At 67.7% G+C, this 23,384-nt stretch carries 22 protein-coding genes; 11 read left to right on the forward strand and 11 right to left on the reverse strand.

Translation table 11 applies throughout. From position 1 onward, the window contains the following. Positions 1-75 precede the first annotated feature (75 nt). Together ACWGCN_RS04255 and ACWGCN_RS04260 are read left to right on the forward strand one after the other, a co-directional pair. Complete coding sequence (locus ACWGCN_RS04255; RefSeq protein ID WP_452459253.1) at positions 76-702, forward strand: SgcJ/EcaC family oxidoreductase; 627 nt, start codon at positions 76-78, stop codon at positions 700-702. Positions 703-794: 92 nt separating this feature from the next. After that, the gene (locus ACWGCN_RS04260; protein WP_452459252.1) at positions 795-1,445 is read left to right on the forward strand and encodes a TRADD-N-associated membrane domain-containing protein; all 651 of its coding nucleotides are present in this window, start codon (positions 795-797) and stop codon (positions 1,443-1,445) included. Between the two features lie 13 nt (positions 1,446-1,458). Here ACWGCN_RS04260 and ACWGCN_RS04265 read toward each other — a convergent pair whose 3' ends face one another. Further along, on the reverse strand, positions 1,459-1,797 hold the full coding sequence (locus tag ACWGCN_RS04265) for a cupin domain-containing protein (protein WP_387448639.1): 339 nt from the start codon (positions 1,795-1,797) through the stop codon (positions 1,459-1,461). 79 nt (positions 1,798-1,876) lie between these two features. Here ACWGCN_RS04265 and ACWGCN_RS04270 point away from each other — a divergent pair, with 79 nt between their 5' ends. From ACWGCN_RS04270 to ACWGCN_RS04280, 3 genes are read left to right on the forward strand one after another with little or no spacing between them, the layout of a single operon-like run. Beyond that, entirely contained in the window at positions 1,877-3,286 is a 1,410-nt protein-coding gene (locus tag ACWGCN_RS04270) for an aminotransferase-like domain-containing protein (protein ID WP_452459251.1), read from the forward strand. 50 nt (positions 3,287-3,336) lie between these two features. Next, a complete protein-coding gene (locus ACWGCN_RS04275) occupies positions 3,337-4,242 on the forward strand; it encodes an alpha/beta fold hydrolase (protein WP_452459250.1) in 906 nt (301 codons plus the stop codon). Beyond that, positions 4,214-4,975, forward strand: a complete 762-nt coding sequence (locus ACWGCN_RS04280) for a MerR family DNA-binding transcriptional regulator (protein WP_452459249.1) — start codon at positions 4,214-4,216, stop codon at positions 4,973-4,975. Before ACWGCN_RS04275 ends, ACWGCN_RS04280 begins: the two co-directional genes overlap by 29 nt. A gap of 44 nt (positions 4,976-5,019) precedes the next feature. Here ACWGCN_RS04280 and ACWGCN_RS04285 read toward each other — a convergent pair whose 3' ends face one another. Continuing rightward, positions 5,020-6,414 carry an MFS transporter gene (locus tag ACWGCN_RS04285; protein ID WP_452528964.1) on the reverse strand — a complete coding sequence of 465 codons (1,395 nt, stop codon included), beginning with the start codon at positions 6,412-6,414 and terminating at the stop codon, positions 5,020-5,022. A gap of 104 nt (positions 6,415-6,518) precedes the next feature. On the opposite strand from ACWGCN_RS04285, the gene ACWGCN_RS04290 reads away from it, so the two are divergent. Together ACWGCN_RS04290 and ACWGCN_RS04295 are read left to right on the forward strand one after the other, a co-directional pair. Further along, on the forward strand, positions 6,519-7,073 hold the full coding sequence (locus tag ACWGCN_RS04290) for a TetR/AcrR family transcriptional regulator (protein WP_378995120.1): 555 nt from the start codon (positions 6,519-6,521) through the stop codon (positions 7,071-7,073). Positions 7,074-7,201: 128 nt separating this feature from the next. Further along, positions 7,202-8,671 carry an alpha/beta fold hydrolase gene (locus tag ACWGCN_RS04295; RefSeq protein ID WP_452459247.1) on the forward strand — a complete coding sequence of 490 codons (1,470 nt, stop codon included), beginning with the start codon at positions 7,202-7,204 and terminating at the stop codon, positions 8,669-8,671. Positions 8,672-8,688: 17 nt separating this feature from the next. On the opposite strand, the gene ACWGCN_RS04300 is transcribed toward ACWGCN_RS04295, so the two are convergent. Then, positions 8,689-9,567, reverse strand: a complete 879-nt coding sequence (locus ACWGCN_RS04300) for an alpha/beta fold hydrolase (protein WP_452459246.1) — start codon at positions 9,565-9,567, stop codon at positions 8,689-8,691. Positions 9,568-9,677: 110 nt separating this feature from the next. On the opposite strand from ACWGCN_RS04300, the gene ACWGCN_RS04305 reads away from it, so the two are divergent. After that, on the forward strand, positions 9,678-11,669 hold the full coding sequence (locus tag ACWGCN_RS04305; protein WP_452459245.1) for an AfsR/SARP family transcriptional regulator: 1,992 nt from the start codon (positions 9,678-9,680) through the stop codon (positions 11,667-11,669). Positions 11,670-11,705: 36 nt separating this feature from the next. Here the strand turns inward: ACWGCN_RS04305 and ACWGCN_RS04310 are convergent, their stop codons facing one another. From ACWGCN_RS04310 to ACWGCN_RS04325, 4 genes are read right to left on the reverse strand one after another with little or no spacing between them, the layout of a single operon-like run. Continuing rightward, positions 11,706-13,190, reverse strand: a complete 1,485-nt coding sequence (locus ACWGCN_RS04310) for a flavin-containing monooxygenase (RefSeq protein ID WP_452459244.1) — start codon at positions 13,188-13,190, stop codon at positions 11,706-11,708. Continuing rightward, positions 13,187-13,735 (reverse strand): NAD(P)/FAD-dependent oxidoreductase, encoded by a 549-nt coding sequence (locus ACWGCN_RS04315; protein ID WP_452459243.1) that lies wholly within the window; start codon positions 13,733-13,735, stop codon positions 13,187-13,189. Before ACWGCN_RS04315 ends, ACWGCN_RS04310 begins: the two co-directional genes overlap by 4 nt. After that, positions 13,732-14,658 carry a ferritin-like domain-containing protein gene (locus tag ACWGCN_RS04320; protein ID WP_379313058.1) on the reverse strand — a complete coding sequence of 309 codons (927 nt, stop codon included), beginning with the start codon at positions 14,656-14,658 and terminating at the stop codon, positions 13,732-13,734. The genes ACWGCN_RS04315 and ACWGCN_RS04320 overlap by 4 nt, the downstream gene beginning before the upstream one ends. 23 nt (positions 14,659-14,681) lie before the next feature. Beyond that, positions 14,682-15,518 carry an SDR family NAD(P)-dependent oxidoreductase gene (locus ACWGCN_RS04325; protein WP_452459242.1) on the reverse strand — a complete coding sequence of 279 codons (837 nt, stop codon included), beginning with the start codon at positions 15,516-15,518 and terminating at the stop codon, positions 14,682-14,684. Between the two features lie 102 nt (positions 15,519-15,620). Between ACWGCN_RS04325 and ACWGCN_RS04330 the strand changes: the two genes are divergently transcribed. Then, positions 15,621-16,268, forward strand: a complete 648-nt coding sequence (locus ACWGCN_RS04330) for a TetR/AcrR family transcriptional regulator (RefSeq protein ID WP_452459241.1) — start codon at positions 15,621-15,623, stop codon at positions 16,266-16,268. A gap of 45 nt (positions 16,269-16,313) precedes the next feature. On the opposite strand, the gene ACWGCN_RS04335 is transcribed toward ACWGCN_RS04330, so the two are convergent. Together ACWGCN_RS04335 and ACWGCN_RS04340 are read right to left on the reverse strand one after the other, a co-directional pair. Continuing rightward, complete coding sequence (locus ACWGCN_RS04335; RefSeq protein WP_452459240.1) at positions 16,314-17,333, reverse strand: phosphotransferase family protein; 1,020 nt, start codon at positions 17,331-17,333, stop codon at positions 16,314-16,316. Continuing rightward, a complete protein-coding gene (locus tag ACWGCN_RS04340; RefSeq protein WP_452459239.1) occupies positions 17,330-18,538 on the reverse strand; it encodes an acyl-CoA dehydrogenase family protein in 1,209 nt (402 codons plus the stop codon). Before ACWGCN_RS04340 ends, ACWGCN_RS04335 begins: the two co-directional genes overlap by 4 nt. A 129-nt stretch (positions 18,539-18,667) precedes the next feature. Between ACWGCN_RS04340 and ACWGCN_RS04345 the strand changes: the two genes are divergently transcribed. After that, entirely contained in the window at positions 18,668-19,597 is a 930-nt protein-coding gene (locus ACWGCN_RS04345; protein WP_452459238.1) for a TetR family transcriptional regulator, read from the forward strand. Positions 19,598-19,616: 19 nt separating this feature from the next. Here ACWGCN_RS04345 and ACWGCN_RS04350 read toward each other — a convergent pair whose 3' ends face one another. Together ACWGCN_RS04350 and ACWGCN_RS04355 are read right to left on the reverse strand one after the other, a co-directional pair. Next, complete coding sequence (locus ACWGCN_RS04350) at positions 19,617-21,191, reverse strand: sugar porter family MFS transporter (RefSeq protein ID WP_452459237.1); 1,575 nt, start codon at positions 21,189-21,191, stop codon at positions 19,617-19,619. A 316-nt stretch (positions 21,192-21,507) separates the two neighbouring features. Then, the gene (locus ACWGCN_RS04355; RefSeq protein ID WP_452459236.1) at positions 21,508-21,798 is read right to left on the reverse strand and encodes a hypothetical protein; all 291 of its coding nucleotides are present in this window, start codon (positions 21,796-21,798) and stop codon (positions 21,508-21,510) included. A 584-nt stretch (positions 21,799-22,382) separates the two neighbouring features. Between ACWGCN_RS04355 and ACWGCN_RS04360 the strand changes: the two genes are divergently transcribed. Then, positions 22,383-23,198, forward strand: a complete 816-nt coding sequence (locus tag ACWGCN_RS04360; RefSeq protein WP_452459235.1) for an SAM-dependent methyltransferase — start codon at positions 22,383-22,385, stop codon at positions 23,196-23,198. Positions 23,199-23,384: the final 186 nt, after the last annotated feature.

Consider the following 23,384-nt stretch of genomic DNA (forward strand, 5'->3'; position numbering starts at 1 on the left):
AGCGATCAATCGTGCCCATACTCTCTTCCTATACGCAGATACTTCTTTTAGGCAGAGTTAATCGAGAGGCGCCCCATGACCACCATCGCCACCATCCGCCCCACCAAATCCCGACGGCGCACCATCGGGCGAGCGCTCGGTGCCACCACCCTCGTGCTCGGCCTTGTCGGCGCCGCCGGCTACCTGTGGTTGGGCTACACCTCCGAGGTGCGCAACATCGGCGTCACCGAGTGCGCGAGCCTCGTCCCCGACGGCGGCACCGAATCCGATCTGCGTGCGGTGTGCGCCACGCTCAGCGCGATGACCGCCGCCTGGGACCGCAACGACGCCGATGCCTTCGGCGCCACGTTCACCGAAAATGCCACCTACACAACGTTTATCGGCACCCACTACCAGGGCCGCGCGGATCTGACCGAGGCGCATCGCGCACTGTTCAACGGCTTCCTGAAAGGCTCCAAGCTCGCGGACTCCTTCCTCGATGCCCGCTTCTACGGCGCCGACGTCGCCATCGTCACCAGCCGCGGCGACCGCTACGACGACGACAAGCCCGCCGAACTGTCCAAAACCCAGACCTACACCCTGGTGCGCGAACCCGACGACCAGTGGCGCATCGCGGCCTTCCACAACACCCAGCGTCAACCCAGGATGGAGCGGATCTCGTTCCTCTTCGACCCGGCAACCAAACCGACAGCCGAACGATGAACACCGATCACCTTGTGCGAGTAGACAACCGGCGCGGGGTAGAGTGCGCGTGAACGTTACAGGGGTGTCGGCGCTCGATTCGGGGGAATACGGTGGACGAAGTCTTGGCCTTGATCGGGGTGGGTGGTCTGATCCCCACGATGATCGCCGCGGTGTCTGCGTGGTTCTCCGCGACATTCAGTCGCCGCGTCAGCAAGCGGGCCATCGAAGTCACCATGACCGGCGACACCGCTGCCCCGGTCGTCTCGGAACCGGCGGATCCGGCCACCGGCGACACCGGGACGCCGCGTCATCGAACAGAGGAATACCTTCGCCAGGTACGCAGCGCGATGGCGCAGAGCACGGCGTTCTTCTGGGCGTACATGATCAGCGGTTGCTGCGGCGTGGTGGTGGTTCTCGCCGCGGCGTCGATGGTGGCGTTCGGCAATCGCGACGCCGCCGCCGCGACCTCGATCATGGGCGCGGTGCCGGTCGGGATCACCGCGCTGTTCTACAAGCGTTCCACCGACCTCGACAAGATCGTGGGCGAGAACCTCACCCGCTTGAGCAAAGCCGACGAGATCGCCGAGGCCAACCGCGCCGCCCACGATGTGGTGTCGCGGATGGGCGTCGGTGCCGATCAGGATCGGCTCCTGGCGATGATCGGTGTGCGGCAGCTCTTTCCGTCCGCCACACCCACCGAGGTGGCCGAACTCCTTCGCACGGTGCCCGTCGAAGCCGGGACGGTGACCTCGCGGGTGTGACGTGCGCACGCGTTTAGTTGCCGTACTGCGCGGTCTCCGGGCGCTCGATCAAGAGCACGTGCGCGACCTCGTCGGCGACCGGCCGGTGCCGAATTCCTTTGGGCACCACGAACAATTCGCCGGGTCGCAGGATCACGGGTGCGCGGTCTGCCAGTTCGACGCGGAACGTGCCGTCCCAGCAGAGGAAGAGTTCGTCTTCGTCGTGGTGGTGCCAGGGAAACTCACCCGCCAGCCGGGCGACGCGGACGACGGTGTCGTTGACCGTTGCCAGCTCGTGCTGCTGGAACGGGCCGGGCAGGGCTGCGATGGCCGCGGGGATCGAGACGGAACCGGTGGTGCTCGAGGCTGTCATGGTGATCATCGTCGGGCCGCGCGGGGCGACGATCCAGCGCCAATCGAGCATAATTGGTCTGCCTATGGAACCAATTGACGTGACAGATCGGCTCGGCCGCTGGTCGGCGGGGCGTGGGCCGCTGTACGCCCTGCTCGCAGCGGGGTTGCGCGCGCTGATCGAGGACGGGGAACTGGCGCCGGGGGTGCTGCTGCCGCCGGATCGGACACTCGCCGTCGCCTTGTCGGTCGGGCGGAGCACCGTGGTAGCGGCCTACGACCTGCTGCAGGACGAAGGCCGGATCGTGCGGCGGCAGGGCAGTGGCACCCGGGTCGCGGGGACGCCACGGATCGACCCGCCGGCGACCACGAGCGAGCCGATGTTTCTCGACCTGCTCGAGCCACGATCCGACGTGATCTCGCTGGCCTGCGCGGCACCGGACCGGCCGCCGGTCGAACTGGCCGAGTCCTACGCGGCGATGCTGCCCGCGTTGGCCGCGACGACCGACGACATCGGCTACTACCCGTCGGGCCATCCGACGCTTCGGGAGGCCGTCGCCGCGTATTACCGGGGGCGCGGGCTGCCGACCGAGGCCGGACAGATCCTCGTCACCGCCGGTGGGCAACAAGCACTGTCGTTGCTCGCCAGGGCTTACCTTCGGCCCGGCGATCACGTCCTCGTGGAAGCCCCGACCTACCCGGGGGCGTTGGAAGCCTTTCGCGCGGAGGCAGCGGTCGTCTCCGGACTGCCGCCCGGACTGCACGGTTTCGCGGGCGCGATCCGAGACCGTCGGCCCGCACTCGCCTACGTGATCCCCACCTTTCAGAACCCGACAGGGTCGGTGCTTTCCACGCTCGTGCGCCGCGGTCTCGCGGAAAAATCAGCAGCAGAAGGGATTCCGCTGATCGATGACGAGGTGCTCGCCGAACTCGGTTTCCCGGGCCAGGAGACTCCGCCGCCGCTTGCCGTGTTCGCCGACACCGTGATCACCGTCGGTTCGCTGAGCAAGAGCGTCTGGGGCGGACTACGTATCGGCTGGATACGCGCGGCGACCCCTGTCGTGGCCAAGCTCGCCAGACTGCGCGCGGTGCATGATCTCGGCGGCAATCTTCCCGCCCAGCTGGCCGCGGCCGAGCTACTCCCCCGCCGCGACGGCATGCTGCGCACCCAGGCCGCCGAACGCGAGCGCCGCCACGACCACCTGTGTGCCGAGCTCGCGCGCCGGATTCCCGAATGGGACGTGGCGCGGGTCCGGGGCGGACAGACGCTCTGGATCCGGCTACCGCACGGTGATGGCGCCTCCTTCGCACAAGCCGCACTTCGACACCGTATTTCGATCCTGGCCGGCGGTGGGCTCGATCCGACCGGCGGCAGCGAACGTTATCTGCGGATCCACTTCCTGCATCCGCTGGAGACCCTCACCACCGCAGTCGATCGCCTCGCGCAAGCGTGGCGTACCTACCGCCCGCCGACCACACTCACTGCCGCCGCGCCTCCGCTCGCGCTGTAGCCGACGCAGAGGTTGACCTTGACGCAGCGTCAGGGTTGCACCCTTGTCGCATGACGAACAACGACATCTCCTCGACGAAGCCCGCACCGCCGGTCGGCGGGTTCACCGAGATCGACGGCAATCGCCTTTTCGTCCATCGGTCGGGCAGTGGTGGACCGGCGGTGGTCTTCCTGCCCGGCGCGAGTGCGGTCGGCCTCGACTATTTCGGTGTGCAGCAGCAGGTTTCGCAGTTCACCAGCGCCGTGGTGTACGACCGCGGCGGCACCGGCTACAGCGATCCGCTGCCCCTGCCCCGCACCGCCACCGCGGTCGCCACAGAATTGCACCAGCTGCTGGGCACTCTCGACGAACTCTCGGGCCCTTATGTTCTCGCTGCCCACTCACTCGGATGCCTCTACGCGCACCGGTTCGCGCAGCTGTACCCGCAGCACGTGGCCGGACTGGTCTGGATGGACGGCTTGCACCGAGACTGGGACCAGTTCATGCCACCGGCGATGGGACTGGCCGCGGCCGCGGCGCCCGCACCCGATGCCGAGCAGCTCGAACGCCTGCGTACAACCCTTCGCGAAATGGCCGCCGGGCTGCTCGCGGACTACCCGGAACCGGTGCGGCGAGCATTGACGGAGGCGAAGGCGAGCGACGAGTGGATCCGGGCGGGCTTCGCCGAGCGCAACGGATTGCCGGAACTGGCCGCCGAATTGCACGCCGGGCCCAACATTCCCGATATTCCGCTGGTGGCGCTCAGCGTGCTGGGCCCGGACCCGCACCAGCCGCCCGAGGCGCTGGCCGAGATCCACGACGGCAGGCGGCGAATGGACGCGGCGATGGTGCGCGGGGTTTCCCAGGGGCAACAGCGCATTCTCTCCGACACCGTGCACCACCGGCTCTGCTTCGATCGCCCCGATGCCGTGGTCGAGGCGATCCGCGATGTCATCGACCAGGTTCGTCGCCGCTAGGATCGGCGCGGTGCTCACCATCGGCCAACTCGCGGCGACCGCCGGCGTGACCGTGCGCACCGTACGCCACTACCACCAGGTCGGCCTGTTGCCCGAGCCCGAGCGCGACGCCTCGGGCTATCGCCGCTACCCCGCGCAGGCGGCGGTCGATCTCATCCGGATCAGAACCCTCGCCGACGCGGGCGTTCCGCTGTCCCGGATCGACGCGCTGCTCCACGCCCAACCGGCCGAATTCGCCACGGCCATCAGCGAGATCGACACCGCGCTCGGGCGCAAGATCGATCAGCTCGCCGAGTACCGCCAGCGGATCGCCGAACTGGCAAGCGGCGAAAGCCTTTTCCTCCCCGGCGAGGTGGTCGCCCTGCTGAACCGGATGCGGGGTCTCGGCATCAGCGAACAACGGATCCGCCTCGAGCGTGACGCCTGGATCTTGTTGCACGCGTTGGACGCCGACGCGATCCCGCACCGGGTCCGGGAGAAGAACGCCGAATTCGACGACCCGGAAACCATCCGCCTGTACCGCGCGGTCGATGAATCGGTCGACTGGCACCCCCACGACCCCCGCCTCGACCGCCTCATCGACGACCTCGACGCCTGGGAAATCGCCCACACCCGCGGCCCCACCCGCTCCACCGAACTGGTCGCTTCCCGCATCGCGGAGTCCTCCCCCGCCTGGCAACGCATCGTCGACGCACTCACCCACCGCGCCGAACACCGAGCCTCCGGAACCTGACCCGATTGCGCGGTCGGTATCACGCTGGTCCGGACCGCGTCGGATCACTGCGCCGCGCTGCGACGCGGCACGTAGCGCGAGCTCAGCACGGCGATCGCGACGAAACACACGGCTGTCAGAATGATCCCGATGCGCGCACCGATGATCGGATCCGGAGCAGCCAGGCACCCACCCAACAGTGCGATCCCGATCGCCATTCCGACCTGACGCGAGGTGTTGAGGACTCCAGATGCGAGACCGGCACAGCGCGGCTCCGCGGAGGCCATCGCCGCACCGTTGCAGCTGGGCCCGAACAGTCCGCAGCCGAATCCGACGACCGCGGAGCCGAACAGCACGGCGGGCCACCTGTCCGGCTCTCCCACCGCCGAACACATGACAGCCCCGACCCCAGCGGTGAGGGACCCCGTGATCAGCAACCACCTCATCCCACGGTCCGCCCACCGGCGGTTGAGTACCAGGGTCGCGAACGTCCACAGAACAGCGAACGGCAGGAAGAACAATCCAGTGGTGCGGGCGTCGTAGCCCCACTGTGTCTGCAGGAACACCGCGAGCATGAATTGCAGGCCGTAGGCGCCGAATTGGAAAGCGAACCCGTTCGCGATCGAAGCGGAGAAGGGTGCGCTGCGCAACATCGTCAACGGCAGGACCGGCGACGGAACCCGCGATTCGGCCCCGACGAACCCCACCAGGAAGAGCACGGACGCGGCAAGGAGTACCAGCGTCAACGGCGACGACCAGCCCCGTTCACCACCTTCGATCAGACCGCCGACGAGTGCCCCCAGACCCGCAATCGCCAGGAGTTGGCCCGTCCAGTCGAAGGATCCGTCGTCACGGCGTGCGGTTTCGGCGATGTGCTGCCAGGTCAGCCACAGCGCCGTCGCTCCGATCGGCACGTTGAGCAAGAAGATGGATCGCCAGCCCAGTACCTCGGTGAGCAGTCCGCCACCGATCGGCCCGGCAACCAGTGCGACACCGCCGGTCGCGCCCCACACGGTGATCGCGCGTGCGCGCTGCGTCGCGTCCGGATACATCCGGGCGATGATCGCCAGCGTGGTGGGCAGGACTCCGGCGGCGAAGATCCCTTGAAAGCACCGCGCGACGAGGAGCACCGGCAAGGTCGCACTCACAGCGCAGATCAGCGACGCGACGGTGAATCCGCCCAGCGCCCAGGCGAACACCCGGCGGGCGCCGAGCCGATCAGCCAGCGTTCCCGCGCTGAGCAGCAGCGCGGCCAGCGGAATTGTGTAGACGTTCACCAACCACTGCACGGCCACCATCGACCCGCCTGTCTCGGCCCGAATCGACGGCAACGCGATATTCAGCGCGCTGCCGTCCAGCAGAATCATGAAGAACCCCAGGCAGAGTGCGGCCAGGGCGGCGGTTGTGTTCGGCGACCGCTCGCGACTCCTGCCCGACTGCGCGGACTCGTCCGCTGTCACCGACGCCCGTTCCGAACCCGCTGCCCCCATCGCGCTGCCTTTCGTCGATCCTGTACCTATGAGTACAGATCGCCACTGTACCTACTGATAGGTACAGTTGGGCGATGACCGCGTCCGAGCGATTGATCGAGAGCATGCACACCCTGCTGTGGGAACGCGGCTACTCGGGCACGAGTCCGCGAGCGGTCCAAGAGCTCGCCGGTGCCGGACAAGGCAGCATGTACCACCATTTTCGCAGCAAGGCGGCCCTGGCCGTCGCTGCCGAGCTGCAGATGAGCGACGAGCTGAAACACCAGATCACCGCCCGGCTGGACAGCGGGTCCACCACCCGCGAGAAGGTCTCGGCATTCTTGACCCTCGACGAAAATGTGCTGCGCGGTTGCCGACTCGGGCGGCTCGTCCAAGACGCGGCAGTGGTGGACGACGATTCGCTACGAGAACCGATAGCCACGACGTTCGACTGGATCCAGGATCAGATCCGGCAAGTCCTCGCCGAGGGCAGACGAAACGGGGAACTCGACCCGAACCTCGATGTCGACGACCTCGCCGCCACGATTCTCGCTGTCCGACAGGGCGCCTATGTCCTTGCTCGCGGCGCACAGTCCAGCGAACCGTTTCGCCGGGCCACCCGGGGCATCCTTCAACTTCTGCCGCGATAGCCGAGGCCACACGCCGTCCCGCACGGTGCCCTGGATGCCACGCCCGGCCAGTTCGGCGTTGATCACGCCCGGCGAACAGTTGATCATGGATCCGTCTACGAAATATGTTCAGAGAGGCCGGTTTCGACATGGCGGTAGTGACCGTCCCACATATCAGGCACAGGGTCGTCGAGGTCGACGGGGTGCGGGTCTTCTATCGAGAGACCGGACCCGCGAACGCACCGACACTGCTTCTCCTGCACGGCTTTCCGTCGGCCTCGCACCAGTTCCGACGGCTCATGGACGCCCTCGGTGGCCGATTCCGGCTGATCGCCCCCGACTATCCCGGTTTCGGGCACACCGAGGTCCCCGACGGTTTCGTCTACTCCTTCGAACGGCTGGCCGACATCGTCGAAGGCTTCGTCGACGCGATCGGCCTGGACCGATTCGTGCTGTACGCCTTCGACTTCGGCGGACCGGTCGGCCTGCGTCTGGCCACCCGCCGCCCCACGCGGATCGCGGGGCTGATCGTGCAGAACGCGAACACCTACGACGAAGGCCTGTCCGACATGGCACGCGCGATGACCGCGAACAAGCCGGGACAGCCGGGCGCACAGGACAACGTTCGCCAGATCCTCGAACTGCCCGTCACCCGCGGCCAATACGAGGGCGGCACCACCGATCTCGAACTCGTCGCACCCGACGGCTGGACCCTGGACCAGCATTTTCTCGACCTCCCCGGCCGCAAGGACGCGCAGGTACACCTGGCCCTCGACTACCACACCAATGTGGCGCTCTACCCGGTGTGGCAGCAGTGGTTGCGCGAGCACCGGCCGCCGACGCTGGTGCTGTGGGGTCGCAATGACGCCTTCTTCCCCGAGGCGGGCGCTAACGCCTACCTCCGCGATCTCCCCGACGCCACCATCCATCTCTTCGAGACCGGCCATTTCGCGCTCGAGGAGAGCCTTCCCGAAATCGCCCCGCTCATCAGTGATTTCGTGGAGGGTCTGCGCCGGCGCCAGCCGATGAGGATCGCTGTCATCGGCGCCACGGGCAATCTCGGCGGTGCGGTTGTCCGCGCGGCGACCGCTCGCGGTATGCAGGTCACCGCACTCGGCCGGGATACGGTGGATGTCACCGACGCGGCCTCGGTCAAGAATGCCGTCGCGGGACACGACGCCGTCGTCGCGGCGGTCAAGGGCGATGACCGACTGGTGCCGCGTGGCGCCGAGACCCTCCTGGCAGCCCTGCCCCTCGCCGGGGTCGACCGCCTGGTGTTCCTCGGCGGTGGCGGCAGCCTCGAATACGCACCGGGACAGCGTTTCCTCGATTCTGCCGAGTTCCCCGCCCAGTACCTGGAGACGGCCCGTGACCAGAGCGAGGCGCTGGAAATTCTGCGTGCCGCCGACTCCCCGGTCCGGTGGTCCTACGTCAGCCCGCCGCCGGTGCACCTGGTCCCCGGCGAGGCGACCGGCGTCTATCGGTCCGAGGCTCGCGACACCCCGATCGTGGACGCCGCTGGTGAAAGCCGGATCAGCGTGGGCGATTACGCGAGCGCGATCGTCGACGCGCTGGAGGACAACACTTTCGTCGGCCTGCGCTTCACCGTCTCGTACTGAGCGGTGCCGCGCCGACCTCAGCGCCGGAGAAGCTCGCGCAGGGCGGCGGTGACGGTCCGGGGGTCCTCCTCGGCCATGAAGTGACCCGCGTCGACGGTGCGGTGGTCGAGGTCGGGCGCCCAGCTCGACCACAGTGCCGCCGCTTCGTATCCGAGCGCGGCGCCCCAGTCCTGCTGCATGACCGTGACGGGCATGGACAGCCTGGCGCCTGCCGCGCGGTCGGCGCGGTCGTGGTCGATATCGATGGTTGCCGAAGCACGATAGTCGGCCACGATCGAGGGGACAGCGCCGCGACAGGCGTCGAGGTACGCGGCGCGCACGGGCGCGGGGATCGCGTCCGGAGTCTTCGCCCACTGGTCGAGGAAGTAGGCGAAGAACGCGTCGGCGCTGGCGGCGATCATCTGTTCTGGCAGTCCGGGCGGCTGTGCCATCAGGTACAGGTGGAATCCGACGGCGGCGGTCGAGCCGTGCAGCACGTCCCACATGTCGAGTGTGGGCAGCACGTCCAGGCAGGCGAGATGGGTGACCGCGGCGGGGTGGTCGAGCCCGGCGCGGAAGGCCACCAAGGCGCCGCGGTCGTGACCGGCGAGCGCGAAGCGGTCGTGACCGAAGACAGCGGCGGCAGCGACGATGTCGGCGGCCATACTCCGCTTGGAGTAGGTGCCGGTGCCGGATTCCGCGGGTTTGTCGCTGTCGCCGTAGCCGCGCAGGTCGGGGACTATCACTGTGTGGTCGGCCGCCAGGTCGGCGGCGACGTGACGCCACATCAGGTGGGTCTGTGGGAAGCCGTGCAGCAGCACGATCGGGGTTCCCGCACCGGCGACGGCGACGTTGAGGGCGACGTCGTCGGCGACCGGGACGCGGTGGTAGTCGAAACCGGGAATGGTGCGGGTCATCGCGTGGGCTCTCGCTTCGTTCGAAGGGTGTTCCGCGGGGTCTGCGCGGATCGAGTTCGAGCGTGCGGTGTCGCGATGAGCAGCCGATGAACGCGCACTACATTGGCCTGATGCGGTTTCAGGTGCTCGGACCGGTCATCGCGCACGACGACCGCGGTGCGCCGGTCGCGCTGCGCGGTCCGCGCTACCGCGAGGTGCTGGCACGGCTGATCCTCGCGCACCGGCGGGTCGTTCCGGTCGGTCGCCTGGTCGAGGATCTGTGGGACGAGCCGCCCCTGAACGCGGTGGGTGCGGTCCGTACCTTCGTCGCCGGATTGCGGCGCGCACTGGAACCGGATCGTCCGCCCCGCACCCCGCCACGTCTGCTCGTCACCGAGGGGCTCGGTTACGCGCTGCGACCCGAACCGGCGGATGTCGACGCGTGGCGATTCGACGATGCGGTGCGTTCGGCGGCAACCCTGCCGCCGGAAGCGTCGTTCTCGCTGCTCACCGCCGCACTGAGCTGGTGGCAAGGGCCTGCCTATACCGACTTCGCCGACGCCGGATGGGCGCAGGCCGAACGGTCGCGGCTCACCGAGCAGCGGTTGCTGGCCGTCGAGCGTCGTGGGGCGGCGCAATTGGCACTGGGTGCCGCCGCCGCGGCGGTTCCCGACCTCGACGCGCACGTCGCCGAACATCCCTGGCGTGAAGACGCGTGGGGGCTGCTGGCCACGGCCCTCTACCGTTCGGGCCGCCAGGCCGACGCGCTCGCGGTCCTCGCCAGGGCGCGGCGGATGCTGGCCGAGGATCTGGGCATCGACCCTGGACCGGCGTTGCGCCGCCTCGAACACGACCTGCTCCGCCAGGCCGACTACCTCGACCCGGTCGCGACCGACCCCACGGCACGGGTGTGGGAACAGGCGCGTGCCGCCTACGACAGCGCGGTCCCGCCGCGTACGAGGACGCGGCTGGAATCGACCGCGGGCCTGATGCGCGATCTCGCGGTCACGGGTGGCGGCGGCCTGGCGGCCGCACGCGCCCACCGGATTTCGGCGGTTGTCGCCGCCGACGACCTCGGTGACGCCGAGCTGACCGCGCGGGTGATCGGCATCTACGATGTCCCCGCGATCTGGACCCGTTCCGACGACCCGGCGCAGGATCGACGCCTCGTGGGCATCGCCGAGAAGACGCTCCTGCGCCTGCCCGCCCACGACGATGCCGATCGAGCCAGGCTGCTGGCGACCATCGCTGTCGAATCGCGCGGCGCTCTGCCGGTGGACGATCCGACCGAGGCGGGACTGCGCCCGCTGCGTGCCGCCCGTCAGGCCGAGGAGATCGCCCGGCGTCTGCACGACCCCGCCCTGCTGGCCTTCGCACTCAACGGTGTGTTCATGCAGAGCTTTCAGCGAGCGGGACTGGCGCACCGGCGCGACGCTGTCGGCACCGAGATCATCGCGGTGGCGGCCACCAGCAAACTCGCGACCTACGAGGTTCTCGGCCACCTCATCCTCATCCAAACACGTTGCGCCTCAGCGGATTACATGGGCGCCGACCGACACGCCGATGCCGCGGACGCGCTCGCGCGGCGTTATGAATTGCCGCTGGTGGAGGTGTTCACCACCTGGTACCGCGCCTTACAGGCCAGTGCGACAACAGACCTCGCGGTTGCGGAAGCCGCGTACGCAACGGCGGCCGCCTCACTCACCGGAGCAGGCATGCCGGGACTCGACCGTGGCCTGTTGCCACTGGCGCGGCTGAGCCTGGCTCTGCGGCGGCGCGAGACCGGCAGGATCGCCACGATCGACCCCGAGACGGACTGGGGTCCCTATAAAACCTGGGTCGAACCCATCCTCCTCGTCACGCGGGGCGAGCTCGACGGTGCGCGAGAGGCCTTGCACACCATGACATCCCCGCCGCGCGACCTGCTGTTCGAAGCACTGTGGGCCATCGTGGCACACGCGGCCACCGCCGTCGGCGATCGCGAGACCATGCGCCGAGCCCGGACCCAGCTGGCCCCCGCGGCGGCCGAAACAACGGCACAGAGTGGACTTCTCAGCGTAGGCCCGGTTCGCACCTACCTCGACGAGATCGATGCGGCGCTGCTGCGATCGCCTGTCATATGAGGTCGAACTGCGCGCCGCCCGAGTCGGCCGGTGCGATCAGGAGAAGACATAGTCGGTGAGTGGGAAATGACTGCTGCGCCAAGCAGATTCGATGGTGGAGGTGGGTCGTAGGGGGACGTCGCCGTGTTTGTCGAAATAGTAGCTGTTGGCGGTGACGCAGCTTTCGTCCCAGAACACCTGGCCGCCGCGGCGGGCGAGCATCTCACGGAAGTAGCGGTCGTTGGCTTCCTCGGTGACCTCGATGCGGTCCGCGTCGTTGGCCCTGGCGTGGTGCAGGCAGCGCAAAATGTGGCGGGTCTGGTTCTCGATCAGGGTGAAATAGGAGGCCCCGTTGTAGCCGTAGGGGCCGATGATGGAGAAGAAGTTCGGGAAGCCGGGGACGCTCACGCCCTCGTAGGCTTGCAGCCGGTTCTCGTCCCACCAGGTCTCCAGATCGCGGCCACCGACGCCGTGCAGGTCATAGGTCGGCATATTGCCCGATTCCATGACCTTGAAGCCGGTGGCGAGGATCAGCACGTCGGCGCGATGTTCGGCACCCGTGGCGGTGCGCACATCGGTGGCGGTGATCTCGCTGATCGCCGCGGTTTCCAGGGTCACGTTCGCACGGTTGAAGGTCGACAGATAGTCGTTGGAGAAGCTCGGCCGTTTGCACCCGAGGGCGTATCGCGGGGTCAGCGCGTCCCGGACGACGGGGTCTTTCACTTGACGCCGCAGATGGGCCAGGCCCGCGCGTTCGCCGATGGCGGCGGTGGGCAGCGAGCGGTGATAGTGGGCGGCGAGCGGGAAGGTGACCTCCACGTAGGTCTGACTCACCAGGCGGGTCACGGTCCGTCCGCCGGGGACCTTCAGCGCCAGCCGGGCGGCGAGCGGCAGCGGCAGGTCCGGGCGCGGCAGGCACCAGATCGGCGTGCGCTGGAACACCGTCAGATGTTGCACCTGCGAGGCGATCTCCGGGATCACCTGGACCGCCGAGGCGCCGGTGCCGATGATCGCCACCCGCTTGCCCCGCAGGTCCTGGCGATGATCCCAGCGCGAGGTGTGCATGGTCGCGCCCGCGAAGCCTTCGATGCCGGGGATATCGGGCAGTTTGGGGCGGGTGAGCACACCGGTCGCGCTGATCACGAACCGTGCGGTCAGATCGTCGCCGTCGGTGGTGTGCAGCACCCAGCGGTCGGCCCGCTCGTCGAAATCCGCGCCGACCACGGTGGTACCGAAGCGGATGCGCGGGCGGAGTTCGTACTTGTCCACGCACGATTCGGCATAGGCCTTGAGTTCGCGACCGGGCGCGTAGACCCGTGACCAATCGGTGCGCTGTTCGAAGGAGAACTGGTAGCTGAACGACGGGATATCCACGGCGACACCGGGATAGGTGTTCCAGTGCCAGGTGCCGCCCACGCCGTCGGCCTCGTCGATGATCACGAAGTCGTCGAACCCGGCCTTGCGCAACTCGATCGCCACGCCGATGCCGGAGAAGCCGGCGCCCACGATGACGATCTCGTGGTCGATTCCCTTGGTGCTCATGCGATCTCCTTCACGAGTGCGGCCGACGGATGCAGGCGGCGGGGCCGGGCGACGGTGCGCACGACACAGCCCGCGTCCTCGGCGTAGACGATGCTGTCCACCTGATGCTCGATGCCGTCGACGGTGCGCACGCCCAGCGGCACCAACCGTGCGATCGGCCAGGTCACCAGGGTGCAGTGCGGTTGCCGCAGGGTGCGGTAGTAACTGTTGTGCACCGCGACGCCCGCGGTGTCGTCCGGTGTCAGGCGGTGGCGCAACCACGAATCACGCACCTGGACACGCAGATTGACACCGGCGATGAGTCGCAGGAGTCTTTGCGGCATCGCCGCGACAGGCAGCGGAACGCGCGGGAGCACCCACACCGCCTCGGTCTGGAACACCGTCACCTGTGCGGCCTCGGCGGCGATGCCGGGCAGCAGGCGCGCGGCGGCCGCCCCGCTACCGATGATCGCGACCCGCTGACCGGTGAACTCGTGCCGGGGCGCGAAGGCTGTGCGGTGCACCTGGGAACCGGTGAAGGTGTCGGCGAAACGCAGCGTCGTCATTTCGCCACCGGTTCGTAGGTGAGCTCGTCGGACCAGGACGGTCTGCGGCCGAGCACCCGGATCGGGAACCGATCGATGCAGGCGTTGGACACATCGGCCAGTAACTGGAACGGCTGACGACGGTGAATCGTGGCCTTCCCGTGCATCTTCACCACGTGGTAGAGCGGGAGCTTGCGGATGGCCGGGCTGCGCTGCCCCACGTTCTCGAAACGGCGCACCGCCTGCCACAGCTTCTCCTCGTCGAGGCCCAGCGCCATGATGTTGGTCGACATCCGTGACAGCAATGGCGCGTACAGCAACGCGCCGAGCACGAACGAGGGGCGCACCGCGAAACCGGCTGTCTCGATGACGGTTCGGCGCAGCGGTCCCGCGCCGAGTTGTTCGAGAACCTGGAAACCTACTGCGAGGTGACGGGATTCGTCGCTGTTGATGTGCCGGAACACCTCGTGGCACACCGGGTCGTCGACCTCGTCGAGCAGGAACTTCACCAGCGCGCCGTCGAGGGCGGTCTCCAGTGACGGGATGACGGTGCCGAGCACGGGCAGGGTCAGCTGGTCGGCGTAGCGGTCGAGCCAGCTGATGACGAGGCGAATGTTCTTGTTGGGCACCGGCATCGCCTCGCCGTCGGGGAGCATGCCCCAGCGGCGCATCAGCGCCAGTTCCGCGTTGGCGTGCTTTTGTTCCTCGGCGTGGAAGTACCGGTAGATCTCCCGCAGTGGGCCGGGTGGCGCCTGGCGGGTCAGGGCGGCGAAGCCGCGCGCGCCGACGTGTTCGATCCACACCAGGTCGGCCATGAAGGTGGCCAATCGCGGGCGTTGCTCGTCGGTGATGGTATCGGCGCCCGGTGCGTCCCAGTCGATATCGGCCAGCGCCCACTGCTTGGCGCGAATCGTGGCGAGCATGTCGGGGTAGGCGAACGTCATTGTTCGATCTCCTTCGGTGTGGATCAGCGCACGACCCGCTCCAGCAGGCCCGCCGAACGGGTGTAGGTCGCGGGTAGCCAGCGTTTGGCCTGCCACAACACCTTGGCCTCGAGCTGCGGCACCACATACAGCTCGCCGCGGTCCGCCGCGTCCAGCGTGGTGCGGGCGATGGCGGCGGGCGCGCGGCCGGTCCAGCGCAGCAGCAGCCCGCCGAGCCGCTCGGCGGTGTCGTCCATCGGCGAATCCGCGGTCATGATGTTGGTTTTCACGCCGGTCGGGCACAGCACCGTGACGCCGACGCCGGTGCCGGCCAGCTCGGCCGACATCGTCTCCGACAGCGCCAGCACACCCGCCTTGCTGACGTTGTAGGCGGCCATCCGCGGTGCCGCGCCGAACGCGGCCGCCGAGGCGACGTTCACCAGCGACCCGTGCCCAGCCGCACGCAGGATCGGCGCGAAGACATGGCAGCCGTGGATCACGCCCCAGAGATTCACCCCGAGCGTGCGGTGCCAGTCGTCGAGGGCGAACTCGCCGACCACCGGTCCGCCCGCGCCGATGCCCGCGTTGTTGACGACAACGGTGGGCGGGCCGCCGAACCAATCCTGCGCGGTGGCCGCCAGCTGTTCGACCTCGTCGATCACGGTGACATCGCAACGGGTACCGATCGCCTCGGCGCCCGCCGCCTCGACCAGTTCAGCGGTTTCGGCCGCACGGTCGGGGTCGATATCGGAGCACACGACGCGCCCGCCTCGACGACCCAGTTCGACGGCGAACGCACGTCCGATTCCGCTGCCCGCGCCGGTCACCACAGCATCGGCGGCAGCGGTTCGGCGGTGTCCGCCGAAGGGGAACAATCGCATGGCAACTCCCGGGTCGACCCGGCGAGGCTCTAATTGGTGGCATCTGCCACCATTGGCCGCACCTGACACCAATTAGGCGTGCGGAGGAGTACTTTGTCAACCATGGATGTGCGCGCACCGGCACGGACCTGGGGCGGGCGGACCGCCGAGGAGCGCAGGGCGCAGCGGCGGATCGGCCTGGTCGAGGCCGCCCTCGATATCTGGCTCGACCACGGCTGGGCCGCGGTGACCATGCGCGGTGTCTGCCAGCGGGCCTCGCTCAACGATCGCTACTTCTACGAGCACTTCGCCGACCGCGACGAACTACTGGCCGAGGTCTGGGACGAGGTGTGCGCCGGGGTGTTCGCCGAACTGGCGAGCGTCGTCGCCGAGAACGCCGACCGGACCCCCCTCGAGATCACCCGCGCGGCCATCGCCTGCGCCGTCGGATTGCAGACCGATCTGCGCGGTCGTGCCCGGATTCTGCTGGCCGATCACGCGGGCAGCGCCGTGCTCGAACAGCGCCGCAAGACCATGCTCACCGACGCGACCGATCTGCTCATCGCCGCCGCGTGGCCCTACCTGCGCCCCGACGTCGACGAAACCGCCATGCGGATGAGCACATTGGCCGGCATCGGCGGCTTCGTCGAGCTACTGTCCGCATGGCGTTCCGGTGTGCTCGACGTGGACGCCGAGCGCATCGTCGATCACACCAGCGCGATCGCGGCGCAACTCGGCGCGATGTTCCTGCCCCCGGAGATCATCGGATGATTCGCGCGCCCGCCGGGCAGCGTTCGGCGCGACCGCGCGGCGGTACTACGCGGATCCTTTCAGCGCGCGCAAGCCGGCCGCCATGAACTCCGGGGTGGCCTCGGCGGCCCGGTCGGCGGCGGAACCGGTGTCGGAACCCTGATGGGCGCGATGGGTGATGCCCTCGCCGATGATGCCGAGTTTGAAGTTCGCCAGCGCGAGGTAGAAGCCCCAGTTGTCGAGCTCGCGCCCGGACGCGGTGGCGTAGGCCTGGGCGAGAGTGTCGGCGCTCGGCAGGCGCGGGCTGGTCCACGCCGCACGGGTCCCGAGGATCACGTCGAAGATCGGCGACCGGTAGACGCACATCAGGGCGACATCGGTGAGCGGGTCACCGAGGGTGGACAGCTCCCAATCGACCACGGCACGAACCTTTTCCGGTTCGGCGCTGTCGAGGATCGTATTGTCGATGCGGAAGTCCCCGTGCACGATCGAGCCCGATGTCTCCGGCGGGATCGCGGCGGCCAGTGCGGCATGCAGGGCTGCCACATCCGCGAGCTCGCGGGTTTTGACCCGCTCCCACTGGGATGCCCAGAGCTTGACCTGCCGGGCCACGAAACCGGTCGGCCTGCCGAATGATTCGAGACCGACAGCGCCCGGGTCCACCGCGTGCAGATCGGCGAGGACGCGGACCAGCGCGCGCACACTCGAATCCACCTGTTCATCGGTGAGCGCGGCCAGATCGTCCTGGTCGCGAAACACCGTCCCGTCGACGAACTCGACGACGGTCATCGGCGCGCCCAGCGCGGATCCGGTCGCGTCGAAGGCGATCGTTCTCGCCACGGGCACAGCCGATGTCTGCAACGCGCTGGTGACGGTGTACTCGCGGGCCATATCGTGCGCGGACGGGGTGAGCCCGGCGACGGGCGGGCGGCGCACCACCCAGCGCGAGACGTCATCGGCGGCGGCGAAGGTCAGATTCGACCGGCCCCCACTGATCAGTTCGACGCGCAGCTCGCCTTCCACCTCGACGCCGTTGGCGCGCAGGAACTGTTCCAGTGCGGCGATGTCCATGCCCGGCAGTGTCATTCGGAGTCCCGCTTCGTCCGCTTGGCGGCGCTCACCGCGCGTTTGGCGATGGCCCAGCGATGCACCTCGGAGGGACCGTCGTAGATCCGGAACGGGCGCACCTCGCGCGAGAGTCGCGCCAGCGGCAGATCGGCGGAGACGCCGAGCCCGCCACACATCTGCATACTCCGGTCGACGATGCGGAAGATCGCCTCGGCGGCATAGGTTTTCGCGATCGAGGTGGCATTCGCGGCGGGCTCGCCACGGTCGAGTTCCCAGCAGGCACGGGTCAGCAGTGCGCGGGTGGCGGCGATGTCGATTTCGTTGTCGGCGATCATCTTCTGGACCATGCCGAGGTCGCCGAGGCGCGAACCGAAGCCCTCGCGGTGCGCCACGTGCGCGACCGCGACGTCATGACCGCGACGCGCGGCGCCGAGCCAGCGCATCACATGGGTCATGCGGGCGGGGCCGAGCCGCACCTGGGCGTATTCGAAGCCTCGGTCCACTTCGCCCAGTACCGCGGACTCCGGGACGAGAAGGTCGTCGAAGAAGACCTCGCAGTGGCCACCGATCATCGACTTGTCGAGGGTGTCCAGATGGCGGCCGACGCGAATGCCCGGGCTGTCGGCGGGTGCCAGGAACATCGTGGCGCCGCCGCGCCGGCCCGGCTCGCCCGAAGTGCGGGCCATGATGATGAAGAACCCCGCCCCGTCGGCGCCGGTGATGAACCATTTGTGGCCGGTGATGCGCCAACCGCCGTCGGCACGGACCGCGCGGGTGCTCAGCGCGGAGGGGTCCGAGCCCGCACCCGGCGCCGGCTCGGTCATGGCGAAGGCCGAGCGCACCTCGCCGCGAGCGAGCGGGGCGAGGAACTGCTGTTTCTGCTCCGGGTCGGCGATATGGGCGAGCATGTGCACATTGCCCTCGTCGGGGGCGGCGATATTGAGGGCCGTCGGGCCGAACAGCGAGTAGCCCGCCTCCTCGAACACCGGGGCACGGTTCGACATGTCCAGACCGTGGCCACCGTATTCGAGCGGCGCGTGCGGGGCGAAGACACCGGCGTCACGGGCGGCCTGCTGGAGTTCGAGGCGCAGCTTCTCGCCACCGGCCGCGGCGATGTCGCCGTCGTGCGCGTCTTCGACCGCGAGCACGTGGTCGCGGACGAAGGTACGGGTGCGGTCGGCCAGCCGCTGCACCTCGGACGGATAGGACAGGTCGATCGGCACGGGTCCGCTCCTCGGCTCGGTTGCCGAACGATCGCTCGGCAAATATCTGTTACGACAGTCGCACGCGCGTATTAATGCTGTCAACAAGCCTGGTAGGGCCAAGATGCATGTTCAGCTATTCTGAACATTATGGATTCGACGGCAGCCGAACAGCAGGCGGTGGGAGCGCGGGTGCGTCAGGCGAGGACCGCGGCGAGGTTGTCACTACGGGCGACCGCGCAGCGAATCGGGGTCAGCGCGGCCACGCTGAGCGCCATCGAGACAGGCAAGACCGGCGCGTCGGTTCCGCGCCTGCGATCCCTCGCCGCCGAACTGGGCACGACGGTGGCCTGGCTGATCGGCGACCGGCACACCACCGGCGCTGCTCCCCCCGAACCGCGCGCGACCGATTCGCGCCCCACCCACCCCGCCGGGAGCCCCGCCCACGGCGAAACCGGATCGCCCGACTCCGGCGCACCGGACTCCTGGCGTGAGTTCCCGCCCCTGGATCTCGACCCGGTGCTCGCCGCCGCCATCGATTCCTTCGTCGAGACCGGCTATCACGGCGCCACGATGCGCTCGATCGCCGCGCGGGCCGGCATGAGCGTGCCCGGTGTCTACCACCACTACCGCGACAAACAAGACCTGCTGGTCCGCGCACTCGACCTGACCATGGACGAATTGCACCGGCGGGTGCGCGCGGCACGCCTCGACGGCACGAACGGCCGCGAACGAGTGAGCCGTGTCGTCGAAGCGCTCGCCCTGTTCCACACGCACCACCGCGAACTCGCCTTCATCGGCGCCAGCGAGATGCGCAGCCTGAACCCGGCCGATCGTGATCGGATCACCGCCTCCCGCAACGAGATCCAATACCTTCTCGATGCCGACATCGACGCCGCGCTGACCGAGGCGAACCGATCGACCGCCCAGGCCCGCCACGCGGGACGTGCCATCGCGACGATGTGTACCGCACTGCCCCAGTGGTTCCGGCTCGACGGCCCGTCCTCTCCCGAACAGATCGCCGCCGCCTACGCGGACTTCGCCCTCGGCCTGCTCGGCGTGGTCGGCCGGCACCGATAGCGGAACCGTGGGACGGGCTTCAGCTCTCCGCCTTGCTGGTGATGTCGTCGAGGGACTCACCCATGGTCTCGGGCACCCGGCGATAGCAGAACACCAGCGACAGCGCGGAAACGACCGCGAAGAGGAAGAACATCGTCGACGCTCCCCAGAGTTCGCCCAGCGGCGGGAACACCAGGGAGACAGTGAAATTGCCCATCCAGATGAGGAAGGTGCAGATACTCATCGCGGTGGCGCGGATCGGGGCGGGGAAGATCTCCGAGATCAGCAACCAGGTGGGAACCCCGACGCCGAGCTGGAAGGCACAGACGTACACGATCATCAATGTCACCAGCACATAGCCGGTGGCAGTGCTCTGCGTGAGACGTTCCATCAGACCCATACCGACCAACGCGACGACCATGATCGCCAGACCGAGGAACATCGGTGGGCGCCTGCCGATCTTGTCGACCAGGCTCATGCCGAGCATCACGCCGATCACCGCGCCGACACCGATGCCGATCGACGAGGTGATCGCCGCATTGTCACCCATCCCCGCCTGAGCGAGAGTGGACGGCGCGTAGTAGATGACGGTATTGACGCCGACGAATTGCTGAATCAATGCCAATCCGATTCCGGTGTAGAACAGCGCACGCACCTTCGGTTTCCGCAACTGGTCGCTCAAACTGTCCTTGACCGCCGCATCGGCGGCCTCGGACTGTTCGATCTCGGCGATCGTCGGCTCGACATTCTCCGGGTAATAAGACCGTTCGAGCACTTTCTTCGCATCGGCGGTACGACCCTGTTTCAGATACCACCGTGGTGAATCCGGCATGAAATACATGCCGATCACGAGCGCCGCCGCCGGAATCGCCGCCATCGCGAGCATGAGCCGCCAGTTCCCGGTCGGGGCGAGCAGCGCGTTGACGATGTAGGCGAGCAACTGCCCGCTGGCGATCATCAGCGAGTTCATCGACACCAGGCGCCCGCGATAGGTCGGCGGGGAGATCTCGGAAACGTACATGGGGACCACCAGCGAGGCCGTACCGACAGCGACGCCGAGGACAAGGCGGGTGATGATCATGACCGTGGCATCGGGCGCCAGCGCCTGGGCGAGCGCGCCGAGGAAGAACAGGGCGCCCGCGAACAGCAGCGTCGTCCGCCTGCCCCACCGGTCGGCCATCCAGCCGCCGGTGATCGAGCCGATCGCGGCGCCGATGAGCAGCGAACTCGTGATGACGCCGACCTGGGTCTGGCTCAGTGCGAAATCAGGCGTGAGGTAGACGAGCACGCCGGAGATGACGCCGGTGTCGTAGCCGAACAGCGCGCCGCCGAGCGCGGCGATGACGACGACAGTGAGCACGAACTTCTTGATCCTGGCCCGCATCGCCGCCCGCTCCGGCGAATCGGGTGGCGTCTCGACCGCTGATTCGGTGGCAGGGGACACCATCACCGTCTCCGGTCCGCCCTGGACGGTGTGCGGTACCCGGACCGAGGTATCGGTATCCGGCCCGATCAGGCGTCCGCCGGAAACCTGCGCCACAGGAACGGTGGAGTTCAAGACGGCGCCGCGCCGCTCCGGCTCCTTATCGGTGGATCCACGAGGGGAATCGGGCATGTCCACACCTCCGCCGGATGGAGTAGGTCGATTCCTGCACCTTAATCGAGCGCGGAAGGGTTCGCGATAGCTCGAAATCCACGGATATTGCGTCCACAAATCAGAGGTAAGGGCGATCGGGGAATGTATCCCACCCCCTGCGTGGGATACATTCCCCGATCAACACACTCTTATCGGAATCGCCGCCGACCGAAATACTCACCGTTTGCCCGGATCGGAGAAAGTGTCGCGTAGCTATCCGACACCATCCATCCGTCAAACCGCAATCACCAGATGCCGCTTTTGCCGGGTTGTCACGAATCTCGTCGACACTCGGCTATCGACGATGCAGCGACCGGACGGTGGCCGCACCCCAGAGCATCAGGCTCGCGGCCGCAGCCATATAGAGGAAGTAGGCCAGCACAACCAGGACGGACCCGTAGTTGCCTACCCAGTCACTCAGTCGCAGCAGGCCGACCACACCGAGGCCGAGCAGGATCAGCCCGAGAATCAGCCCCGGCATCGCCAGCGGCGCGATGGGCGATTCGATCGCGGAGGTAGAGGAGACGCGGCAGCCTCGCTCGGTAACTGACAGATTGCTGTTCGATTCGAAGTAGATGCTGCTCATAACAACACGTCCCTTCCGGACAGCCGCCCCGACACGGCCGATAAGTGATCTATACCGGATCTTTCGATGACCGCCACGCCGCAGCGGAAGTGCGGGTCGTTCGCGACCCCGGATCCCTGTCGACCCGGTCCATGATCACGAACGGTTAACGTTCAGCAATTACAAGCTTGCCAGCCGGGTCGAACGGAGAAAAGATGGTGTGATCTGCATCACATCGAACTCCTGTGCGACACGATCCGATAACGTGCGTTACATTTCGTCGGAATACGGGCCGGAACTGGCGAAAACCTCACGCAACTGGGCATCTGTTCAACAAGCCGACACAGCTGTCATTTATCGAACCGTTACGGCCCTGACGTGGGAAAACACACACTCCCGCCTCCCGCGATCCAGTTGGTACCTCCCCGAGCCACCGACACGGCACCGTGACGGAAACCGCTCAGCGAACGCGCTCCTCCACCCGAAATCACCACGCCCCGAACAACTTCGGTGTCGACGCCACACAGAAACCGTGCCGAGACGCGGAAGTTCTCCTACCATGGGCCACGTCCCGCACCGCAGCACCGTACGAGGGGTCGTCGAGGATGAGCGACAACGCGCATGTGATCGACCAATCCAAGCCGAGCATCGCCCGTGTCTACGACTATCTACTCGGCGGCAAGGACAACTACGAGGTCGACCGCGCCGTCGGTGACCACTTCAAGGTGAACCTGCCCGGCTCGGTCGACATCGCGTCCACCAACCGCCGAGCCCTCACCCGTGCGGTGCGGGCCATGGCCGAGGCCGGGCTGACCCAGTTCCTCGACTTCGGCAGCGGGCTGCCCACCGCCGACAACGTGCACCAAGTCGCCCAGTCGATCGACCCCGACACCCGCGTGGTCTACATCGACAACGACCCGATCGTGCTCGCCCATGGTCGCGCACTGCTGGCGACCAACGACCACACCACCGTGATCCACGCCGACGTCCGCGATTCCGCGGCGATCAGGGCCGATCCCGAGGTCGCCCGGCTGATCGACTTCGACAAGCCGGTCGGGCTCATCTTCAGCGCGATCCTGCACCACCTCAACGACGAGGAGGACCCGCAGTCGGTGGTCGCGTACTGGGCGCAACAGATTCCCGTCGGCTCGCGCGTGTTCATTTCCCACTTCCGCTCCGGCGACAACGCCGAGACCATCGAGGCCGAGTCCAAGCTGCAGTCGACCTTCGGGCGCGGCCGGTGGCGCACCGACGCGGAGATCACCGCACTGTTCGGTGATCTGCGCGTGCAGGCCCCCGGCGTGGTCGCCGCGGCCCGCTGGCATCAGGTGAACGAGGATTCCGCACACATCGGCGCACCCGATCGGGACCTGTCGGTCTGGGAGGAACTGATCGTCTCGGCGATCGCCGAGAAGCGGTAGGACCGATCGCCGAGGCTCGAAACTTTCCGGCCGCGACTTCTGCGTGGGTTCGAACGAGGGAACGCGTCACGTCGGCTATCTTGATCTAGTTTTTCGATGCTGCTGGATCGTTCGTGTCGCTTCGCCGAAATCGCGTGCCGCGTGAGATCCACGCCTCGCGCTGTCGGCGACCCTCTCAGACGAAGG

The sequence above is a fragment of the Nocardia sp. NPDC055050 genome (assembly GCF_053608345.1).

Excerpts from the sequence above, each read along its gene's own strand:
- ACWGCN_RS04305 (WP_452459245.1), top strand. The coding sequence starts at position 9,678 with ATGCGGTTTCAGGTGCTCGGACCGGTCATCGCGCACGACGACCGCGGT.
- ACWGCN_RS04355 (WP_452459236.1), bottom strand. The coding sequence starts at position 21,798 with ATGAGCAGCATCTACTTCGAATCGAACAGCAATCTGTCAGTTACCGAG.
- ACWGCN_RS04345 (WP_452459238.1), top strand. The coding sequence starts at position 18,668 with ATGGATTCGACGGCAGCCGAACAGCAGGCGGTGGGAGCGCGGGTGCGT.
- ACWGCN_RS04290 (WP_378995120.1), top strand. The coding sequence starts at position 6,519 with ATGACCGCGTCCGAGCGATTGATCGAGAGCATGCACACCCTGCTGTGG.
- ACWGCN_RS04295 (WP_452459247.1), top strand. The coding sequence starts at position 7,202 with ATGGCGGTAGTGACCGTCCCACATATCAGGCACAGGGTCGTCGAGGTC.
- ACWGCN_RS04255 (WP_452459253.1), top strand. The coding sequence starts at position 76 with ATGACCACCATCGCCACCATCCGCCCCACCAAATCCCGACGGCGCACC.
- ACWGCN_RS04265 (WP_387448639.1), bottom strand. The coding sequence starts at position 1,797 with ATGACAGCCTCGAGCACCACCGGTTCCGTCTCGATCCCCGCGGCCATC.
- ACWGCN_RS04325 (WP_452459242.1), bottom strand. The coding sequence starts at position 15,518 with ATGCGATTGTTCCCCTTCGGCGGACACCGCCGAACCGCTGCCGCCGAT.
- ACWGCN_RS04275 (WP_452459250.1), top strand. The coding sequence starts at position 3,337 with ATGACGAACAACGACATCTCCTCGACGAAGCCCGCACCGCCGGTCGGC.
- ACWGCN_RS04360 (WP_452459235.1), top strand. The coding sequence starts at position 22,383 with ATGAGCGACAACGCGCATGTGATCGACCAATCCAAGCCGAGCATCGCC.
- ACWGCN_RS04320 (WP_379313058.1), bottom strand. The coding sequence starts at position 14,658 with ATGACGTTCGCCTACCCCGACATGCTCGCCACGATTCGCGCCAAGCAG.
- ACWGCN_RS04300 (WP_452459246.1), bottom strand. The coding sequence starts at position 9,567 with ATGACCCGCACCATTCCCGGTTTCGACTACCACCGCGTCCCGGTCGCC.
- ACWGCN_RS04350 (WP_452459237.1), bottom strand. The coding sequence starts at position 21,191 with ATGCCCGATTCCCCTCGTGGATCCACCGATAAGGAGCCGGAGCGGCGC.
- ACWGCN_RS04280 (WP_452459249.1), top strand. The coding sequence starts at position 4,214 with ATGTCATCGACCAGGTTCGTCGCCGCTAGGATCGGCGCGGTGCTCACC.
- ACWGCN_RS04315 (WP_452459243.1), bottom strand. The coding sequence starts at position 13,735 with ATGACGACGCTGCGTTTCGCCGACACCTTCACCGGTTCCCAGGTGCAC.
- ACWGCN_RS04310 (WP_452459244.1), bottom strand. The coding sequence starts at position 13,190 with ATGAGCACCAAGGGAATCGACCACGAGATCGTCATCGTGGGCGCCGGC.
- ACWGCN_RS04330 (WP_452459241.1), top strand. The coding sequence starts at position 15,621 with ATGGATGTGCGCGCACCGGCACGGACCTGGGGCGGGCGGACCGCCGAG.
- ACWGCN_RS04335 (WP_452459240.1), bottom strand. The coding sequence starts at position 17,333 with ATGACACTGCCGGGCATGGACATCGCCGCACTGGAACAGTTCCTGCGC.